The sequence below is a fragment of the Streptomyces africanus genome (assembly GCF_002150735.1).
GTDB lineage: Bacteria > Actinomycetota > Actinomycetes > Streptomycetales > Streptomycetaceae > Streptomyces > Streptomyces africanus.
Genome location: NZ_MUKA01000027.1, coordinates 1 through 18855, shown reverse-complemented (window position 1 = coordinate 18855; position 18855 = coordinate 1). Strand labels below are relative to the sequence as shown.

18 protein-coding genes are annotated in these 18855 nt (G+C 71.8%); 11 read left to right on the top strand and 7 right to left on the bottom strand.

All coding sequences use genetic code 11. The annotated features are described in order from the left end of the window. Window positions 1-60: 60 nt before the first annotated feature. The 5 genes from CCL05_RS04425 to CCL05_RS04405 all read left to right on the top strand — a co-directional run bounded on the left by CCL05_RS04425 (window position 61) and on the right by CCL05_RS04405 (window position 6397). On the top strand, window positions 61-1077 hold the full coding sequence (locus tag CCL05_RS04425; RefSeq protein ID WP_086559184.1) for a LacI family DNA-binding transcriptional regulator: 1017 nt from the start codon (window positions 61-63) through the stop codon (window positions 1075-1077). 23 nt (window positions 1078-1100) lie between these two features. Then, window positions 1101-2450: an ABC transporter substrate-binding protein gene (locus CCL05_RS04420; RefSeq protein WP_086559156.1), complete on the top strand. Its 1350-nt coding sequence runs from the start codon at window positions 1101-1103 to the stop codon at window positions 2448-2450. Between the two features lie 88 nt (window positions 2451-2538). Further along, window positions 2539-3477, top strand: coding sequence for a carbohydrate ABC transporter permease (locus tag CCL05_RS04415; protein ID WP_086559155.1), 939 nt, complete (start codon window positions 2539-2541; stop codon window positions 3475-3477). After that, complete coding sequence (locus CCL05_RS04410; protein WP_086559154.1) at window positions 3477-4295, top strand: carbohydrate ABC transporter permease; 819 nt, start codon at window positions 3477-3479, stop codon at window positions 4293-4295. The genes CCL05_RS04415 and CCL05_RS04410 overlap by 1 nt, the downstream gene beginning before the upstream one ends. A 29-nt stretch (window positions 4296-4324) precedes the next feature. Further along, window positions 4325-6397, top strand: a complete 2073-nt coding sequence (locus tag CCL05_RS04405; RefSeq protein WP_086559153.1) for a beta-galactosidase — start codon at window positions 4325-4327, stop codon at window positions 6395-6397. A 124-nt stretch (window positions 6398-6521) separates the two neighbouring features. Here the strand turns inward: CCL05_RS04405 and CCL05_RS04400 are convergent, their stop codons facing one another. From CCL05_RS04400 to CCL05_RS04390, 3 genes are read right to left on the bottom strand one after another with little or no spacing between them, the layout of a single operon-like run. Further along, the gene (locus CCL05_RS04400) at window positions 6522-7256 is read right to left on the bottom strand and encodes an FAD:protein FMN transferase (protein ID WP_086559152.1); all 735 of its coding nucleotides are present in this window, start codon (window positions 7254-7256) and stop codon (window positions 6522-6524) included. Between the two features lie 4 nt (window positions 7257-7260). Next, window positions 7261-7671 carry an FMN-binding protein gene (locus tag CCL05_RS04395; protein ID WP_086559151.1) on the bottom strand — a complete coding sequence of 137 codons (411 nt, stop codon included), beginning with the start codon at window positions 7669-7671 and terminating at the stop codon, window positions 7261-7263. A gap of 19 nt (window positions 7672-7690) precedes the next feature. Continuing rightward, window positions 7691-9031 carry a ferredoxin reductase family protein gene (locus CCL05_RS04390; protein WP_208641358.1) on the bottom strand — a complete coding sequence of 447 codons (1341 nt, stop codon included), beginning with the start codon at window positions 9029-9031 and terminating at the stop codon, window positions 7691-7693. A 152-nt stretch (window positions 9032-9183) separates the two neighbouring features. Between CCL05_RS04390 and CCL05_RS04385 the strand changes: the two genes are divergently transcribed. The 6 genes from CCL05_RS04385 (at window position 9184) to CCL05_RS04360 (ending at window position 14960) form a co-directional block, all read left to right on the top strand. Beyond that, entirely contained in the window at window positions 9184-9885 is a 702-nt protein-coding gene (locus CCL05_RS04385; protein ID WP_086559183.1) for a response regulator transcription factor, read from the top strand. After that, entirely contained in the window at window positions 9882-11363 is a 1482-nt protein-coding gene (locus CCL05_RS04380) for a sensor histidine kinase (RefSeq protein WP_086559150.1), read from the top strand. Before CCL05_RS04385 ends, CCL05_RS04380 begins: the two co-directional genes overlap by 4 nt. Window positions 11364-11428: 65 nt before the next feature. Further along, on the top strand, window positions 11429-12550 hold the full coding sequence (locus CCL05_RS04375; RefSeq protein ID WP_167409504.1) for an ABC transporter ATP-binding protein: 1122 nt from the start codon (window positions 11429-11431) through the stop codon (window positions 12548-12550). After that, on the top strand, window positions 12547-13245 hold the full coding sequence (locus CCL05_RS04370; protein WP_086559149.1) for an ABC transporter permease: 699 nt from the start codon (window positions 12547-12549) through the stop codon (window positions 13243-13245). The genes CCL05_RS04375 and CCL05_RS04370 overlap by 4 nt, the downstream gene beginning before the upstream one ends. Next, window positions 13242-13907, top strand: a complete 666-nt coding sequence (locus tag CCL05_RS04365) for an ABC transporter permease (protein WP_086559148.1) — start codon at window positions 13242-13244, stop codon at window positions 13905-13907. The genes CCL05_RS04370 and CCL05_RS04365 overlap by 4 nt, the downstream gene beginning before the upstream one ends. 93 nt (window positions 13908-14000) lie before the next feature. After that, complete coding sequence (locus CCL05_RS04360) at window positions 14001-14960, top strand: ABC transporter substrate-binding protein (protein ID WP_086559147.1); 960 nt, start codon at window positions 14001-14003, stop codon at window positions 14958-14960. Window positions 14961-14997: 37 nt separating this feature from the next. On the opposite strand, the gene CCL05_RS04355 is transcribed toward CCL05_RS04360, so the two are convergent. The 4 genes from CCL05_RS04355 to CCL05_RS04340 are packed head-to-tail and all read right to left on the bottom strand — an operon-like array spanning window position 14998 to window position 18799. Continuing rightward, entirely contained in the window at window positions 14998-15582 is a 585-nt protein-coding gene (locus CCL05_RS04355) for a GTP-binding protein (protein WP_086559146.1), read from the bottom strand. Next, entirely contained in the window at window positions 15569-15928 is a 360-nt protein-coding gene (locus CCL05_RS04350) for a DUF742 domain-containing protein (protein WP_086559145.1), read from the bottom strand. Before CCL05_RS04350 ends, CCL05_RS04355 begins: the two co-directional genes overlap by 14 nt. Before the next feature lies 1 nt (window position 15929). Next, window positions 15930-16361 carry a roadblock/LC7 domain-containing protein gene (locus CCL05_RS04345; protein ID WP_020271575.1) on the bottom strand — a complete coding sequence of 144 codons (432 nt, stop codon included), beginning with the start codon at window positions 16359-16361 and terminating at the stop codon, window positions 15930-15932. A gap of 14 nt (window positions 16362-16375) precedes the next feature. Further along, window positions 16376-18799 (bottom strand): sensor histidine kinase, encoded by a 2424-nt coding sequence (locus CCL05_RS04340; protein ID WP_086559144.1) that lies wholly within the window; start codon window positions 18797-18799, stop codon window positions 16376-16378. Window positions 18800-18855: the final 56 nt, after the last annotated feature.

The following is an 18855-nucleotide window of genomic DNA, read 5'->3' as shown; positions in this document are numbered from 1 at the left end:
ACCACGAGCGGAGCCGAACGCCCCCCGGCCGCCGGCGGGCGCCGGCGGCGTGGCCCCGGGATGACCGAGGTCGCACGGGCCGCCGGGGTCTCGCAGAAGACCGTGTCGCGGGTCGTCAACGGCGAACCGCACGTCAGCCCCGAGGTGCGCGACCGCGTCCTGAGGGCCGTCCGCGACCTGGACTACCGTCCCAACACCGCCGCCCGGGCCCTGCTCCTCGGCCGCTACCGCCGGATCGGCGTGGTCTCGCTGGGCAGTTCGCTCTACGGCCCCTCGACCCTGCTCATCGCCCTGGAGCGGGCGATGCAACGCGCCGGCTACTCCGTCGCCCTGGCCACCACCCTCGAAGGGCAGAAAGTCTCGGCCGCCGTGGACGCGCTGCTGGAACAGGGCGTGGACGGGATCGTGCTGTCCGAACCCATCGACGACGGCACGCCGCTCAGACTGAGCGCCGAACTGCCCGTGGTGAGTCTCGGCGAGGGCGTGGAGCTGACGCCGGGCACGAGTGCCGTGGTCGGCGCCGACGGGGTCGCGGCCGCCCGGCTCGCCACCGAGCACCTGCTCTCCCTGGGCCACCGCACCGTCTGGCACCTGCCCGGCCCGCAGGACTGGTGGGCCGCCCGCGACCGCCTGCGCGGCTGGCGCGAGGCCCTCGCCGCCGCCGGCGCACCCGAACCGCCCCTGCCGTCACCGGGCGACTGGAGCCCGGCCTCCGGCTACGCCGCCGGACGGCAGCTCGCCGAACTCTCCGACGTCACGGCCGTGTTCGCCGCCAACGACGACATGGCCATCGGCGCCCTGCGCGCGTTCGCCGACGCGGGCCGCGCCGTCCCCGGCGACGTGAGTGTCATCGGCTACGACGACATCCCCGCCGCCGCCTACCTCTTCCCGCCGCTGACCACCGTCCGGCAGAACTTCGCCGCCGTCGCCGACCGCGCCGTCGACGTACTGATCGCCCTGATCGAGGGCCGCCCCGCCCCGGCCGAACAACCCGGCCGGGCAGTCGAGTTGATCGTACGGGCCTCCACCGGGCCGGTACGCGACCAAGGGCCCGCGCACCCCCGCCCGCAGCCGTAACCGCACCACGTGAGGAGTCACGTGTGTCCACCCCCCTGTCCTCCAGCCCTCCGACCCGTCGCGCCCTGCTGCGCGGTGCCCTCGGCCTCGGTACGGCCGCCGCACTCTCCGCCTGCGGCGACGCCGGTACCACGCCCCGCACCTCCGGCGACGTCACCCTCTCCCTGTGGACCCACGACCCGGGCTACGAGGAGTTCTTCGTCAAGGGCGTCCCGGAGGCCGACCGTGCCACCGACTTCCGCTACCACCTGAAGGTGACCCGCTCCGGCCCCGCGGACATCGTCACCAAGCTGCTCGCCCAGGCCGTCGCCGGACGCGGCACACCCGACCTGGTGGGCTTCGAGATCGGCAGCTTCCCGCGCCTGCTGCGCGGCGACATCTCCGAACGGCTGCTGCACGACTTCACCCCCGACATCGAGGCCGTACCCGGCCTCAAGGACGACCTGCTGCCGGCCCGCACCGCCCCCTTCAGCAAGGACGGCCGCGTCTACGCCTTCGACTCGGACACCCCGATGGTCGTCTACTTCTACCGCGGCGACCTCTTCGACCGGTACAAGATCCCTGCCGACGTCGGCACGTGGGAGGAGTTCGCCGAGACCGGCGCCCGGGTGTACAAGGACCACCGCGCCTCGTTGTGCGTCGTCTCCACGGTGGGCAGCGACCCCGGCCAGGTCGTGCAGTCCTTCCAGATGCTGCTCTACCAGCGCGGCGGCGCCTTCTTCGACGCCGGCGGCAAGCTGCTCCTGGACTCGCCGGAGGCCGAGGAGGTGCTGCGGTTCCTGTGCGAGGGCCTGCGCAGCGGCTTCGTCATCGACGTCGCCGACTACTACGGGGCCGCCATGCAGACCGCCCTGAAACAGGGCCGGGTCATCGGCCTGCCCATGGCCATCTGGTACAAGAACTACGGCCTGGTGCCCAACGTGCCCGAGCAGAAGGGCAAGTGGCGGGTGCGCGATCTGCCCCGGTTCACCAGGGGCGGCGGGGTGACCGCCGCGCTCGGCGGCACCGGCTTCGGCGTCGTCAGGGACAAGGCCAACACCCGCGCGGCCACCGAGTTCCTCTTCAAGACCTGGCTCACCCACGACGGCCAGGTCCGCCGCTTCACCGAGACCGGCTACCTCCCCACCCGCCGGTCCGTCTACGACGATCCGCGCCTGGGCGGCTACACGGACGACTTCTGCGGCGGGCAGCGGCTCTTCCGCCTCTACCGCGACCTGCTGCCGGACGTACCGCCGTTCCACCAGAGCCCCGACCAGTCGATCCTCTACGACGTCCTCGCCGGCAACCTGCTGCGCGCCTACCGCGGCGCGCTGTCGCCGCGGGAGGCGCTGCGGCAGACCGCGGCGGACTTCCATGACCAGGCCGGGCGGTGACGCGTCCGCGGCGCCGCTGTGGCTTGTCGCGCAGTTCCCCGCGCCCCTGAGGGCGCTGCCGAACTCGGCGGATCAGGAGTGACCCACCATGACCACCACCGTTGCCGGGCCGCCCGGCACCGCACGCCCGCACAACGCCCCGGGCCGGGAAGAACACCGCCCCCGCAAGTCCTGGGCCCCCTACCTCTTCATCTCGCCCTTCTACCTCCTCTACGTCCTGTTCATGCTGGTCCCGGTCGGCGCCTCGCTGTGGCTGAGTCTCACCGAGTGGGTGGGGCTCGGCAGCCCGCACTGGGTGGGGCTGCGCAACTACCGGCTGCTCGCCACCGACATCAGCTTCCACCGGGCCCTCGGCAACACCGCCGTGTTCGTGCTGGTCGCCGTGTGCGTCGTCGTGCCGCTGGCGCTGCTGATCGCGCAGGCCCTCAACGCCCGGGGCCTGCGCGTGCGGGACCTGTGGCGCACCGCCTACTTCGTGCCGATCGTGGTCTCGCCCATCCTCGTCGCCCTCGTCTTCGGCCTGATCTTCGACCGGCAGTTCGGGCTCGCGAACGCGGTGCTGCGCGCCCTGTTCGGCACCGGCGGTGTCGACTGGCTCGGCGATCCGAGCCTGGCGAAGGTGAGCATCGCCCTGGTGATGCTGTGGCGCTGGACCGGCTACCTCACCGTCTTCTTCCTCGCCGGACTCCAGAACGTGCCCCGGGAGCTGTACGAGGCCGCCGCCCTCGACGGCGCCGGGCGGCTGCGCACCTTCACCACCGTCACCCTGCCGGCACTGAAGCCGGTGACGGCGTTCGTCGTCGTCACGTCCTTCATCGGCGCGGCCCAGATCTTCGAGGAGCCGTACCTGCTGACCGGCGGCGGACCGGCCGAGTCCACCCTCTCCGTGACCATGTTCATCTACCGGGCGGCCTTCCAGCGCCAGCAGTTCGGCTACGCCGCCGCCGCGGCCGTCGTCCTCTTCGTCCTCGTCTTCGGCCTCAGCCGGCTCTTCAACCGTCTCCTCGGCATCGGGAGGGCCGCCTGATGACCCGCGCCCGCGTACCTCTCTACGGCGCACTGGTCCTGCTGCTCCTGGGCTTCCTCGCCCCGCTGCTGTGGGCGCTGAGCGGCTCGTTCAAACCGCGCGGCGACATCTTCGGCTACCCGCCGAAGCTCGTCCCCGACCCGTTCACCCTCGACAACTACCGCACCCTGCTCACCGACCAGCCCTTCGGCCGCTGGTTCCTGATGAGCACGGTCGTCGCCGTCGTCGCCACCACCGTGTCCGTCTTCGTGTGCGCGCTGGCCGGCTACGGCTTCGCCAAGTTCCGCTTCGCCGGGAAGCGGCTGCTGTTCAACGTGATGTTCAGCTCGCTGTCGATCCCGTTCGCGGTGATCCTCGTGCCGCTGTTCGTGATCCTCGTCAAGACCGGGCTCGGCAGCCCGTGGTTCGCGCTGATCGTGCCCTGGGTCGCGCCCGCGTTCGGGATCTTCATGATGCAGCAGTACATCGTGCAGTCCATTCCGGACTCGGTGCTGGAGGCCGCCCGGATCGACGGGGCGAGCGAGTTCGGCATCTTCCGGACCATCGTCCTGCCGCTGCTGCGGCCCGCGCTGGGCGCCCTGGCCGTCTGGCAGTTCCTCCAGAGCTACAACAGTTTCCTGTGGCCGCTGGTGCTGGTCTCCGACAGCTCCCAGTACACCCTGCCGCTCGGCCTGCAGACCCTGTTCGTGTCGGAGCAACGGCAGTACGACCTCGTGCTCGCCGGAGCCGTCCTCGCCGTCCTGCCCGCCGTCGTCCTCTTCGTGCTGCTGCGCAAACAGCTCCTCGAAGGCCTGTCCACGGGCGCGGTCAAGGGCTGAACCACCGTCATACCACTTGAAGGAGAAGCATGTTCGAGCTGCCCCGGCGCGTCCTGTTCGGTGCCGCCTACTACCACGAGTACCAGCCGTACGAGCGCCTCAAGGACGACCTCGACCTGATGGCCGAGGCCCGCTTCTCGGTGATCCGGGTCGGCGAGTCCGTCTGGTCCACCTGGGAGCCCGAGAACGGCCGCTTCGACCTCGACTGGCTCCAGCCGGTCCTGGACGGCGCCCACGAGCGGGGCATCTCCGTCATCCTCGGGACGCCCACGTACGCGGTACCGCCCTGGCTGGCCCGGCAGTACCCGGAGATCGCGGGGGAGCACCGCACCGGCGAGCGCATCGGCTGGGGCGCCCGGCAGGAGGTCGACTTCACCCACCCGGCGTTCCGCTTCCACGCCGAGCGGATCATCCGCAAGGTCGTCGGCCGGTACGCCGCCCACCCGGCGGTCATCGGCTACCAGGTCGACAACGAACCGGGCCTGCACCTCTTCCACAACCACGGCGTCTTCCAGCGCTTCACCGACGAACTGCGCGAGAAATACGGCGACGTGGAGACCCTCAACCGCGAGTGGGGCCTGGTCTACTGGTCGCACCGGCTGTCCACCTGGGCCGACCTGTGGACCCCGGACGGCAACGCCCAGCCGCAGTACGACCTGGCCTGGCGGCGCTTCCAGGCCCGCCTCACCACCGAGTTCATCGCCTGGCAGGCGGACATCGTCCGCGAGTACGCCCGGCCCGGCCAGTTCGTCACGACCTGCATCTCCTACGACCGTCAGGGTGTCGAGGACGACCGGCTCACCGAGCGCCTCGACGTCACCGCGGGCAACCCGTACTACACGATGCAGGACGCCCTCGCCCTGCCCGACACCGGTGCCGCCGGACAGAACTGGACGACCAACGGCACCTGGGCGCTGTACCGCAGCGCCGACCGCATGTACTCCTCCCGCCAGGAGCCGTTCCTGGTCACCGAGACCAACGCGCAGGCCATCGGCGGGCCGTGGGACAACCGCCCCGCCTACGACGGCCAGTGGCGGCAGGCGGCCTGGGCGCTGATCTCCCGAGGCGCTTCGATGATCGAGTACTGGCACTGGCACACCCTGCACTTCGGCACCGAGACCTACTGGGGCGGCATCCTCCCGCACAACGGGCGGCCCGGCCGTGTCTACCGCGAACTGGCCACTCTGGGAGGCGAGTTGGAGAAGGCCGGTGATCTGGTCGCGTCCCTCACCCCGGACGCCGACGTGGCCTTCCTCTACGACGGACCCAGCAAATGGGCGCTCCAGGGCCAGCCGCCGCTCGCCGGCGCCGGCGGAGACCCGGACGGGCGGTCGTACGAGAGGATCTTCGACGCCTTCTATCGCGGTGCCTTCGACGCGGGCCTCCAGGCGCGCGTCCTGCACCCCGGCCGGCTCCCGGACGCCGATCTGCCGCCGCTCCTGGTCGTCCCCGCCTACTACGCGGCCGACGACAGCGTCCTGGACCGGCTCCGCGCCTACGCCGAGGCCGGCGGCCATCTCGTGCTCGGGCCCCGCACCGGCTACGGCGACACCGAGGCCAGGGCCCGCACCGACCTCCAGCCGGGCGGGCTGGCCGAGGCGGCCGGGGTGACGTACGACGAGTTCAGCAACCTGGGCGAACCGCTGCCCGTCACCGGCACGGACTCCCTCCCCCTCCCGGCCGACGCGCACGCTCTGCACTGGGCGGACGGGCTGCTGCCGCAGGGCGCCGAGACGCTGGCGGCGTACGTGCATCCGCACTTCGGACGCTGGTCGGCGGCCACCACGCACCGCCACGGCGCCGGGCGCATCACCTACGTCGGCACCGTCCCCGACCCCGTCTTCGCCCGTGCCCTGTTCGACCGGTACGGCCCGCAGGGCACCTGGCGCCCCGCCCACCCGAGCGTCACGGCCACCTCGGCGACCACCCGGGACGGCCGCCGCGTGCGCTTCCTGCACAACTGGTCCTGGCAGGAGGTGTCCGTGCCGGTGCCCACAGCCCTGCGGGACGTGCTGTCGGAGACCATGTACGGCGAGGCGGTACCGCTCGGGCCGTGGGACGTGAAGGTGCTGGTGGAGGAGCCGGCCGAGACGGACGTCTGACCGGGGGATGCCGCGCCGCCGGAGGAAGCGCAGGGTGCCGGTGTACGCCCGATGCCCGCCGACAGCACCTGGTTCGCGGCACCGGCGGCGAACTGCGAGGCCACCAGCGGCAGGGCGGCAGCCGCTACGCCGCGACGCCCTGCGCCCCGGCCACCGGAAACCCCGGGCTCCGGAGCACGCGCCTCGCCGCGTCCACCGCGAACACCTCGCAGTTCTCGCGGGCCGCCGCCCACTCGACGCCCTGGGCGCCCAGGGCGAACGCCGCGGTGGCGACCGTGTCCGCCTCGGTCAGGGTGGGGGCCACGACGGTCATGCTGAGCAGGCCGGTCGCCGGGCGGCCCGTGCGAGCGTCGAGGATGTGGTCGCCGCGTTCGTAGCGGGCGGAGGTCGCGACGGCCCGGTCCGTGAGGTCCAGGACCGTGCAGAGCCGGTCGGCGTGTTCGGGGTGGCGGACGCCGACGCGCCAGGGGCCGCCGGAGGCGATCACGTCGCCGCCCGCGTTGAGGCAGAAGCGCCGCGCCCCGGCCGCCGACAGCAGTTCCGCTCCCTTCTGCACCGACCAGCCCTTCACCACGGCGCAGGGGTCGAGGCCGCGGCCGGGCAGCCGGACGTCGAAGGCGCCGCCGGTCGCGATGCGGTACTCCTCGCACAGGGCCAGGACCTCGCGCAGCGCCGGGCCGGGGGCCGGGACCTCGCCCCGGTCCAGCCGGGACACCTCGCTGTCCGGGCGGAACGGGCTGAACCGCGCGTCGACCTCGCGCAGCCAGGCGAAGAAGCCGTCCACCGGCGCCTCTGGGAAGCCCTCGTCGTCGATCCGTACCGACACCGGGAACCCCATCACGTGCTCGACGCGCCGCATGCCGTCAGCCCCTCGCGTCGATCGCGGCCTGGAGCGACTCCTTGTAGCCGTCGCTGGTGATCGTGGCACCGGACACCGTGTCGATGTCGGCGCTCTGCGCCTGGAGGGTCTCCTCGATCAGCTTCGGCACGGCGGCCCTGGTCTGCGGATGGTCCGGCTGCCGCAGCATCCGCACCGAGGCGATCCGGTCGCCGGAGAAGGTGACCTCGACCTGCACCGGACCCTTCTCGGTGTCGAGCGTCGAGCCCGGCACGACCGTGGTCGTGGTGCCGCCCGACGAGGAGACCGAGGGTGTCGACGCGGGTGCGGCGGCCTGTGTGGCGGACGACGACCCGGTGTCGTGCGACGGCGCGTACCGCCAGACGGGGATCAGGCCCGCGACGCTCAGGACGAGGACGGGGATGGCTCGCTTCACGGTGTTCTCCTCGTTCCCGTCAGCCGGCCAGGCTGAAGCGCTCGAAGTGGGTCTGCGTCCGGGGCACGCCCAGCTCGCGCAGGCTGCCGAGCACCGCGTTCATCATCGGCGGCGGGCCGCACAGGTACACGTCCCGGTCGGCGATGTCCGGCACCAGACGCGCCAGCTCCTTCGGCGCCAGCCGGTCGGGCACGGGCGGCCCGGTGACCAGGTGCAGCTCGGCCCCCTTGGCGAGCGCGAGTTCGCGCAGTTCGTCGTGGAGGACGGCGTCCCGGTCCGTCGCCACCCGGTAGATCACGACCGCGTGGCCGTGCAGTTCCTCCAGCAGGGCGCGGATCGGGGTGACACCGACGCCACCGGCGATGAGCAGGGCGTCCGGGCGGGTGCGGTGCAGGGTGGTGAAGGCGCCGTAGGGGCCCTCGGCGAACACCCGCGTGCCGACCTTGAGGTGCCGCAGGGCCGCGCTGCCGTCGCCCGCCCGCTTGACGGTCAGGCGCAGGGAGCGGCCGTCCGGCGCGGCGGACAGCGAGAACGGGTTGGCCTGCCACCAGCGGTCCCTCGTCAGGAACCGCCACAGGAAGAACTGTCCGGCCCGGGCGGGCAGCCGGTCCAGGTCGCGGCCCGTGACGTAGACCGAGACCACGTCGTCGTTCTCCGGGACCACGGCCGTCACACGCAGCTGGTGGCGGAGGTTGCGCCACAGCGGCAGTACCACCCGGCCCGTGAACACCGCGGCGAGGGCCACGCCCCACACGGCGTACCAGTACGTCTTCGCCACCGCCGACGAGGTGAACGTCGTCCCCGCCGCGACCTGGTGCGTGAACGCCAGCACCACCGCCACGTAGGTGTACAGGTGGATGAAGTGCCAGGTCTCGTACGCCAGCCGGCGCCGGGCGGAGCGGGCCGAGACCACCCCGACCACGATGATGACCGCCAGGGCGGTGATCGCGCGCAGCACGCCCTCGACGGTCTCCGCGAGATCCACCAGCTGGTTCACCGGGTCCAGGGACGAGGACTGCGCGTAGCCGAAGACGATGAACACGGCGTGCGCCAGCAGCAGCCACAGCACCGAGAAGCCCGTCCAGCGGTGCCAGGACGTCAGCCGGTCCATGCCGATCCGCCGGTCGAACCACGGCAGCCGCGCCACCAGCAGCAGCTGGAACGCCATGAGCAGCGCCCCGTACAGCCCCGCCAGCCGCCCCAGCACGATCAGCGTGTTCGAGGCGAAACCGGCCTGGACGAAGAAGACGGTCACCACGACCGCGTTGGCCAGCAGCACCGCGTACAGGCCGGTGCGGCCCACCACTCCGGGGCGTACACCCGGGCGGGGCGCGGCGGGGCGTTCTTGGAGGGTCGTCACGATCGGCAGCTCCTTGATCGGATCCTGGGACACCGAGCTTGGCGCGGGGGAGCTGTCGGAATACTGTCGCTCCACTTTCAAGTGTTTATCGATCCGGCGGCGAAGGTTCGGGCGGCTAGGGCTGAACGGGACACGTGCAGCACTATGAGCGGGTGGAAAAAGTACGACTCCTCGTCGTCGACGACGACCCGCCCATCGCCGACCTCGTCGCGACCGTCGCCCGCTACGAGGGCTGGGAGGCGGTCACGGCGTACTCCGGCGAGGACGCGCTCCAGCGGGCCGCCGAGTTCCACCCGGACATCGTGGTGCTCGACCTCATGCTGCCCGGCGTCGACGGCTTCGGCGTCCTGGACCGGCTGCGGGCCTCCGGCACGATGGTGCCGGTGGTGTTCCTCACCGCGCGCGACGGCGTCGCCGACCGGGTCGCGGGTCTGACCCGGGGCGGCGACGACTACCTGGTCAAGCCGTTCGCCGTGGAGGAGCTGATGGCCCGGCTGCGGACCGTGCTGCGGCGCAGCGCCGGGCCCGCCTTCCAGCGGTCCGTGCTCCAGGTCGGCGACCTCACCATGGACGAGGACACCCGCGAGGTGCGGCGCGGCGAGAAGCTGCTGTCGCTGACCCCGACCGAGTACGAGGTGCTGCGCTACCTGATGCGGAAGTCGCCCACCGTGCTCACCAAGGCGCAGATCCTCGACCACGTGTGGGAGTACGGCTTCGGCGGCCGCTCCAACGTCGTCGAACTGGTCATCAGCCGGCTGCGCCGCAAGCTCGACGAGACGGACGACGGCGGCGGCGCCCCGCTGATCCACACCGTGCGGGGATTCGGGTACGTCCTGCGGCAGGCCTCCGAGTGATCGCCCGGCTGCGGCGGGCCTACCGCGGGATGCGCCTGGGCACCCGGCTGGCCCTGGGCCTCGGCGCCCTGGCGCTGGTCGTGTTCGCCGTCGTCGGCACGGCCCTCACCACGTACATGCGCGACTACCTGTCGGCCCAGCTCGACACCCAGCTGGCGCAGGCCCAGATCGCCCAGTCCAAGAGCATCGCGGACTACGGCACGCTGTCGGGCAAGAAGTACTACAGCTGGTTCTACGCCGTGTACGACGTCTCCGAGGGCACGCCCGAGCTGCGCAGGCCCGAGGACCCCGCCGACCTGCCGAAGGACGTCGACGACTTCACCGCGCTGGCCGCGGCGCAGACCGCCGCGCACCAGGAACTCCTGCGCACCGAGCACCTCAGGGGCGCGGGCACCTACCGGCTGCGCGCCTGCGAGGTCGAGCCCGGGGTGGTCCTGGTCAGCGCCGCGCCCATGGAGGACATCGAGGACACGGTCGGGCAGCTCATCACCATCCAGGTCGTCACCTTCGCGCTCGCCCTGCTCGCCCTGGTCGTCTTCGGCCGCCGCATGCTGCGCCGCGGGCTGAAGCCGCTCAGCGACATGGCGTCCACCGCGCACGGCATCGCCTCGCACGACCTGACCGAGTCGGCGGCCCGGCTGCCGCTGCGCGCCGACGGCCGGGACGGCGGCCCGGAGGTGGACGAACTGCGCACCGCCTTCAACACGATGCTGGAGCACATCGACGACTCCCTCGCCGTGCGCGCGGAGGCCGAGCAGCGGCTGCGCCGCTTCGTCGCGGACGCCTCGCACGAACTGCGCACCCCGCTGATGTCGGTACGCGGCTACGCCGACCTCTTCCAGTACGCCGCCGCCAACGCCCCCGAGGAACGCGACCGGCACCTGGCCCGGCTGCGCGCCGAGGCCGCCCGCATGGGCATCCTCCTGGACGACCTGCTGCTGCTCGCCCGGCTGGACGCGGCGGAGGTGGAGGCGCCGCTGCGGCTGGAGGACGCCGACCTCGCGGAGCTGGTCCGGCAGGCCGCCGACGCCTTCCGGGCCGGCCGGCCGGACCACCCGCTGACGGTGACCACCGGCCCGGAGGCGCTCACGGTGCGCCTGGACCCGCAGCGCGTCCGGCAGGTCCTGGACAACCTGCTCGCCAACGCCGCCGTGCACACCCCGCCCGGAACGCCGGTGTCCGTGGACGTCGCTGTCGCCTCCCACGCCGCCCTGGTCCGGATCGCCGACGCGGGTCCCGGCATCCCGCCCGAGGACCAGGAGCGCGTCTTCGACCGCTTCTACCGCGTCGACAAGGCCCGCAGCCGCGACCGCGGCGGCAGCGGCCTCGGCCTGGCGGTCGCCCAGTCCCTGGTCCGGGCCCACGGCGGCCGCATCGAGCTGAACAGCGCACCGGGGGCGACGGTGTTCACCGTGCGGCTGCCGCTGGACGGGGCGGGGGTTCCGGCCGCCCGGGGGCCGGAAACGACCGCGGTCTAGACTCGACCGGCAACAGCCCGTACGACCATGGCCAACGTCTCCGCCAACCGAAGGGCCCCGGCGTCTTGATACGGATCGATTCAGTCACCAAGCGGTACCCGGACGGCACGGTGGCGGTCGACCGGCTCTCCCTGGAGATACCCGACCGCTCGATCACCGTCCTCGTCGGACCGTCGGGCTGCGGCAAGACGACCACCCTGCGGATGATCAACAGGATGGTCGAACCGAGCGAGGGAACGATCCTCCTCGACGGCGAGGACATCCAGCGGCAGCCCGTCACGACCCTGCGCCGGTCCATGGGGTACGTCATCCAGAACGCCGGCCTCTTCCAGCACCGCACGATCGTCGACAACATCGCGACCGTGCCCCGCATGCTCGGCTGGGGCAAGCAGAAGGCCCGGGCGCGGGCCGCGGAGCTGATGGAGCGGGTCGGGCTCGACGCCGCGCTCGCCAAGCGGTACCCGTACCAGCTGTCCGGCGGCCAGCAGCAGCGCGTCGGCGTGGCCCGGGCGCTGGCCGCCGACCCGCCCGTACTGCTCATGGACGAGCCGTTCTCGGCGGTCGACCCGGTCGTGCGCAAGGGACTCCAGGACGAACTGCTGCGCATCCAGGACGAGTTGGGCAAGACCATCGTCTTCGTCACCCACGACATCGACGAGGCGATCAAGCTCGGCACGATGGTCGCCGTGATGCGCACCGGCGGCCACCTCGCCCAGTACGCACCCCCGGCCGAGCTGCTGTCCGGCCCCGCCGACGCCTTCGTCGAGGACTTCCTCGGCGGCGACCGCGGCATCCGGCGGCTGTCGTTCTTCCCGTCCGCGCGGCTGGAGCTGACGAGCGACCCGGTGATCCCGCTCGACGCCACCGCCGAGCAGATCGCCGCCCCCGACGCCCCCTACCTCCTGGTGACCGACGCGGACGGCCGGCCCCTCGGCTGGAGCGCGCCGCGGGACCTGGTCGCGGGCGACATCCGGCCGGAGCGGCTGCTGTCCCACGGGCGGCCGTTCGTGCCCGGCACCGACTCGCTGCGCGTCGCCCTCGACTGCGCGGTGCTGTCGCCGACCGGCTGGGCCGTCGCCGTGGACACCGGCGGGCGGGTGACCGGCGTCGTCTCGCAAGCGACCATCGGCGAGGCCATCCGCAGCGCCCACGCGGCGGGGCGCGACGACGAGAAGGTCGCCGGATGAACGGCTTCCTCCACGACTTCTTCGACATCCCGAGCGACCTCCAGCACAGCTGGATCGGTCTGGTCGGACTGCACCTGAGAGAGGCCCTGCTGCCGGTCGCGGCCGGACTGCTCCTGGCACTGCCGATCGCCCAGCTCTGCATCCGCTTCCGCTGGCTCTACCCGCCCGTCCTCGGCATCACGACCGTGCTGTACGCCGTCCCGTCGCTGGCGTTCTTCGTCGTCCTCATCAACTACACCGGGCAGACCGAACTCACCGTGATGATCCCGCTGGCGGTGTACAGCCTGGTGGTGCTCGTCCCGGCGATCGTCGACGGGGTGCGCTCGGTGCCGCAGGAGACCCTGTCCGCGGCCACCGCCATGGGCTTCGGACCCCTGCGGCGGTACTTCCAGGTGCAGTTGCCGATCGCTGTCCCGGCGATCATCGCCGGCCTGCGGGTGGCGACCGTGTCGAGCATCTCCCTCGTCAGCGTCGGCATGCTGATCGGCAACCAGGGCGCGCTCGGCAACCTGCTCCACGACGCGCAGATCTACAACCGGCCCGAACTGACCTGGAACTCCGTGATCACCACGGCCCTCCTGGCGATCCTCGTCGACGCCCTGCTGGTCCTCGTGCGTGTGCTGCTGACGCCCTGGATGCCCAGCGGGACGGCCGGTCGCAAGCAGGCGCCCGCTCTCAAGGACGCAGCCCGGTGAACGTACTGAACTTCGTCAACGCCTTCTTCAGCGACAGCGCCCACTGGCAGGGCTACGACGGCATCCCGGCCCGCCTCGGGGAACACGTGCGGTACACCCTGGAGGCGCTCGCCCTCGCCGCCGCCATCGGGCTGCCGGTCGGCCTGGTCACCGGTCACTACGGGCGCGGCGGGAACGCCCTGTCCCTGGTCGCCACCGCCGGGCGGGCCCTGCCCAGCTTCGGCCTGCTGGTGCTGATGACGACCCTGCTGGGGTTCGGGATGCTGCCCGTGATGATCCCGCTGGTCGTCCTCGCCGTCCCGCCGATCCTGGTCACCACCTACGAGGCGATGCGCTCCGTCGACCCCTCGCCGGTGGACGCCGCCCGCGGCATGGGCATGCACGAGTCCCGGATCCTCTTCCAGGTGGAACTGCCGGTCGCGCTGCCGCTGATCCTGAGCGGCCTGCGCTCGGCAGCCATCCAGATCGTGTCGACGGCGACCATCGCCGCGTACGTCAGCCTGGGCGGCCTCGGGCGGTACATCGTCGACGGCCTCTACCAGCGCAACTACGAGAAGGTGGTGGGCGGCGCGACGCTGGTCGCCGTCCTGGCGCTGGTCACCCTCGCGCTGTTCTGGGCGGCGGCGCGGGCGGCGGTGTCGCCGGGCGTACGCAGGAGTTGAGAGCCCGGATTGCGGCGGTTTGTCGCACATCGACGCCGATTGGTAACCGGGCTGCTCTTGACTGACCGAATACCGGCTGGCTTGGATCAGTGGGTGATTACTACGGCGAAGAGCAGCACCCGGTCCATCACCAGGCACCCCGGCGCGGCCGCGGTCGCGCTCGCCGCGGCGGCGGCTCTTCTCGGAGGCTGTTCCTCCGGCGGCACCTCCGACGACCCGCTCAAGGGCGGCGGAGCGGAGAGCGGCACCGTCGTGGTCGGCTCCAACAACTTCGCCGAGAGCATCCTGCTCGCCGACATCTACGGCGAGGCCCTCAAGGCCAAGGGCATCAAGGTCAGTTACAAGCCCAACATCGGCAGCCGTGAGACCACGTACGGTCTGATGAAGAACGGCGCCATCACCCTGCTGCCCGAGTACAACGGCTCCCTGCTGGCGTACCTCGGCTCCAAGGCCAAGACGAAGACGGTCGAGGAGACCACGACCGCGATCAACGGCAAGCTCGACTCCAAGCTGGAGCTGCTGAAGCCGTCGGCCGCGCAGAGCAAGGACTCCGTGACCCTCAACGCTCAGACGGCGAAGAAGTACAAGCTCACCTCGGACTCCTCCATAAGCGACCTCAAGGGCATAGCCAAGGACCTGGTCTTCGGCGGCTCACCGGAGTTCCAGACCCGGTACCAGGGCCTGGCGGGCCTGAAGTCCGTGTACGGCCTGGAGTTCAAGTCCTTCAAGTCGCTCGACGCGGGCGGGCCGCTGACCCAGGCGGCGCTGAAGAAGAACACCGTGCAGGCCGCGGACGTCTTCACCACCGACCCGACCATCACCCGGGAGAAGTTCGTCGTCCTGAAGGACCCGGAGAACCTCTTCGGCTTCCAGAACGTGCAGCCGCTGGTCCGCAAGGGCGAGCTGTCCAAGGAGGGCGCCGCGGCGCTCGACGCGGTCTCGGCCAAGCTCGACACGAAGGCGCTCCTCGAACTGGACGCGCAGGTGCAGCTGGAGAAGAAGGACCCACTGGACGTGGCCAAGGCGTGGCTGAAGTCGGCGGGCCTGAGCTGACACCCCTGGGGGGTGCCCGCAGCACCCCGGACACCCCCTAGGTCTGCACCGCCGTCGCGATCAGCTGGTCGAGCAGGGCGATCAGCACGTCCCGGCACGACTCCCTCTCGCGCGCGTCGCACAGCAGCACCTGTACGTGCTCCGGCACCGCGAGGGCGTCCCGGATGTCCTCGGGCGGATACGGGTGGTCCCCGTGGAAGCCGTTGACCCCGACGACGAACGGGATGCCCCGGCGTTCGAAGAAGTCGATCGCGGCGAAGCTGGACTCGGGTCGGCGGACGTCGACCAGGACCACGGCACCGAGCGCGCCGAGGGCCAGGTCGTTCCACATGAACCAGAACCGCTGCTGCCCCGGCGTGCCGAACAGGTACAGCACCAGGTCCCGGCTGATGGTGATGCGGCCGAAGTCCAGGGCCACGGTGGTGGCCCGCTTCTCCTCGATACCGTCCAGGTCGTCGACGCCCAGACCGGCCATGGTCAGGGGTTCCTCGGTGCGCAGCGGGGCGATCTCGCTGACCGACCCGACCATGGTGGTCTTGCCCACGCCGAAGCCGCCGGCGATGAGGATCTTGACCGTGTCGGGTGCCGAGGACGCGTCGGTGGCGACGTCAGAGCCGGCCAAGGCCGTCCCTCACTTTCTTCAGCAGGTCCAGGTCCGGAGTGGTACGGGAAACCAGGCGCGGCGGACGGACGGTGATCCGGCCCGCCTCCAGCAGGTCGCAGAGCAGGATGACGACCACGCTCACCGGCAGGTCGAGCCGGGCGGCCAGCTCCGCCACGGCCAGCGGCTCGGCGCACAACCGGAGGATCCGGGTGTACTCGGGCTGAACGGGGGCCGCCGCGACGGGCTGCGGATCGACCGCGGTCACCGTCGCGATGAGCGTGAAGTCGGCGCGGCTGGGCCGCGTCCGGCCACCGGTCAGCGCGAACGGCCGTACGAGCCGCCCCGCCGAGTCGCCTCCGCCCACCTCACACGCCGGGGTCGACGACGGGCCCGGCCATGCCCCGCGGTGCCGCGCTGAGGTGCTCGCCGATCTTCTTCACCAGCATGTTCATCTGGTACGCCACCACACCGACGTCCGCGCCCGGCCCGGTGAGCACGACCAGGTGGGCACCGGGGCCGGCGGAGGTGAGGATCAGATAGCTGTTGGCCATCTCGATGAGCGCCTGGCGCACCGGACCGCCCCGGAAGTCCATGCTGACGCCCTTGCTGAGGCTCATCAGGCCGGAGGCGGTCGCCGCGAGCCGCTCGGCGTCGTCACGCAGGAATCCGGTGGACTTGCTGACCACCAGGCCGTCCTCCGACAGCACCACGGCCTGGTTCACGTCGGCGACCCGCTCCACGAGTCCGGTCAGCAGCTGGTCGAGCTGGGTGTGGGTGGCGGGGATGGGGCGTGTCATTGCGGTGTCCTTCGTCAGCGGTCGGCGGGCGGAGTCGAGGGGACGGGGTCGGCGGCGGCCTGCCGGGGTGGTGCGGCCGCCTCCTCGTCGTACGGCGGCTCGGTGTCGCCGTCACGGGCCCGGAGCGTGCCGCGCTGGAAGCCGGCCAGGGACGAGGCGGCGGCTTCCGCGGTGAAGTCGTCGGGGGAGCCGTCGTCTTCGGCGGGCGTGGACTCCTCGCGCAGTTCCTCCACCAGGCTGGTCTGCGGCACCCGGCGGGGGAGCGGGGCGAGACCGTCCCGGCGGGGGATGACCTCGCGGGCGGCGGGCGCGGCGGCGGGGGCGGTTGCGGCGGTGGTGGTGGCCGTGGCGGTGGCGGTGGCGGTCCGGGCCGAGGTGAGCGGCCGGGGCTCGCGGGCGGCCCCGACGGCCCGGGCAGCATCGGCGGCACCCTCCGGCTCCTCGGCGGGCATGGAGTTGTCGGCGGTCTTGGCGCTCTTGGTGTCCATCGGGCTCTGCCCGTTCTCCGGGACCTCCCGCACCACGATGTCGTGCGGGATCAGCACGATCGCCGTGGTCCCGCCGTACGGCGACGCGCGCAGGGTGACGGCGATGCCGTGCCGGTGGGCCAGCTGGGCGATCACGAACATGCCGAGCCGCAGGTCGTCGGCGAGCGCCACCACGTCGAACTGCGGGGGCACCGCGAGCTGTTCGTTGAAGGAGATGTAGTCCTCCTCCGACATGCCGAGGCCGCGGTCCTCCACCTCGACGGCCAGGCCCTTGGCGACCATCCCGGCCCGCACCGTGACGGGGCTCGGGGCGGGCGAGTACGCGGTCGCGTTGTCGATGAGCTCGGCCAGCAGATGGATGACGTCGGCCACCGCGGGCGGCGCGACGCACACCTCCTCCTCGGTGTGCACCTCCACCCGCTGGTACTCGGCGACCTCGCCGACCGCACTGCGCAGGATGTCGACCAGCGCGACCGGATCGGTCCAGCTGCGGCCGGGCCGTTCGCCGCTGACGATGACGAGGTTCTCCTCGTAGCGGCGCAACTGGCTGGCCGTGGAGTCCAGTTCGTACAGGCCCTTGAGGATGTCCGGGTCGGTGTGCTCGCGTTCCAGCGTGTCGAGCCTGCTGAGCTGGAGGTTGACCAGGTTCTGGCTCTGCCGGGCGATGCCCAGGATGACCTTCTGGAAGCCGCGCCGGGTGTCGGCGAGTTCGACCGCGGTGTGCACGGCCGTGCGCTGGGCGGTGTTGAACGCCTGTGCCACCTGGCCGAGTTCGTCGTGACCGTAGTCCAGCGGGGTCGTCGCGGACTCCGGGTCGACGGTCTCGCCCCGCTCGAGGCGGGCCACCACGTCGGGCAGCCGCTCCTGCGCGAGGCTGACGGCGGCCCGGCGCAGGCCGCGCAGCCGCCGGGACAGCGAGCGGGTGATCCGCCAGGACATGCCGACGCACACCAGCAGCGCGAGCAGCCCTCCGGCGCTCAGGATCCCCGCCTTGATCAGCAGCCCGTCCGCCTTGTCGGCGCTGCGTTCGAGCAGGTCCGTCGTCTGGCGCTGGATCAGCCCGGCGTAGTGCGCGGACAGTTTGTCCATGGCGGCGTTCCACCGCTTCTGGGTGTCCGGCAGGGCGATCCGGTCCGCGTCGGCGCCGGAGTTGCGGGCCGCCAGCACCTGGTCCTCGATGGACTGGAGCGTCCGCCACTCCGGGCTCGCCAGGATCTGCTCGGTCTGCGCCTTGGCGCTGCCGGTCAGCTGGGGCACGACCTGGTCCTGGACGAGCCAGCGCCGGGTGTTCACCAGCTCCGTGAACTGCACCCAGGCCTTGTCGTCGAGGTGCCCGGACGGCCAGGCCAGGGTCAGCTGCGCGTCCTCCCGGGAGACCAGCTCCGCCGCGTGCTCCAGGGCGACCAGGGGGCCGGCCTGCGAGGTGAGGTCGCCGTCGTCGACCTGGGAGAGCTCCTGGAAGGCGTGGATCTGGTCGTCGATGATCGAGGAGTACTGGTCCAGCGCCTGCTGCGCGGTGATGTCGGTCGGGTGGTCCACCTGGTCCCGGTAGTACTCCAGGCTGCCCACCGAGCCCAGCACCGAGTACAGCCGGTCCGATACGCGGGAGGGCGCCTTCTCGATCGCGTCCGCCTGCCCGACCAGCTTCGAGACCGCCGCGTCGGTCTGCTCGCGCTGTGTGTCGAGGGCGGCCCGGGAGCCGTGCGGTGAGGCCAGCCAGGCCGCCGACAGGCTGCGTTCCCGTTGCAGGGCGAGTGTCGCGTCGGTGCCCATGGCGCCCGTCGACCGGCTCAGCTCCGTCTGGTCACGCAGCCGGAGCCCCTCCGAGAACATCTGGATGGTCGTCACGCCCCACATGGCGGCGAGGGTGACGCTGGGCACCAGGGCCAGAAGCACCAGGGAGAGGCGTATGGAACCGAGACGGCGCCGGGCACCTGTCCGTCGAGACATCGTCGTCCTAGGGCGATCAGCGGGGAGCGAGGAACGGGGAGGCGGAACGGTCGGGG

Bases quoted from the DNA above. Each gene is read 5' to 3' on its own strand.
- CCL05_RS04425 (WP_086559184.1), top strand. From the start codon at position 61: ATGACCGAGGTCGCACGGGCCGCCGGGGTCTCGCAGAAGACCGTGTCG.
- CCL05_RS04415 (WP_086559155.1), top strand. From the start codon at position 2,539: ATGACCACCACCGTTGCCGGGCCGCCCGGCACCGCACGCCCGCACAAC.
- CCL05_RS04410 (WP_086559154.1), top strand. From the start codon at position 3,477: ATGACCCGCGCCCGCGTACCTCTCTACGGCGCACTGGTCCTGCTGCTC.
- CCL05_RS04405 (WP_086559153.1), top strand. From the start codon at position 4,325: ATGTTCGAGCTGCCCCGGCGCGTCCTGTTCGGTGCCGCCTACTACCAC.
- CCL05_RS04400 (WP_086559152.1), bottom strand. From the start codon at position 7,256: ATGCGGCGCGTCGAGCACGTGATGGGGTTCCCGGTGTCGGTACGGATC.
- CCL05_RS04370 (WP_086559149.1), top strand. From the start codon at position 12,547: ATGAACGGCTTCCTCCACGACTTCTTCGACATCCCGAGCGACCTCCAG.
- CCL05_RS04345 (WP_020271575.1), bottom strand. From the start codon at position 16,361: ATGACACGCCCCATCCCCGCCACCCACACCCAGCTCGACCAGCTGCTG.
- CCL05_RS04340 (WP_086559144.1), bottom strand. From the start codon at position 18,799: ATGTCTCGACGGACAGGTGCCCGGCGCCGTCTCGGTTCCATACGCCTC.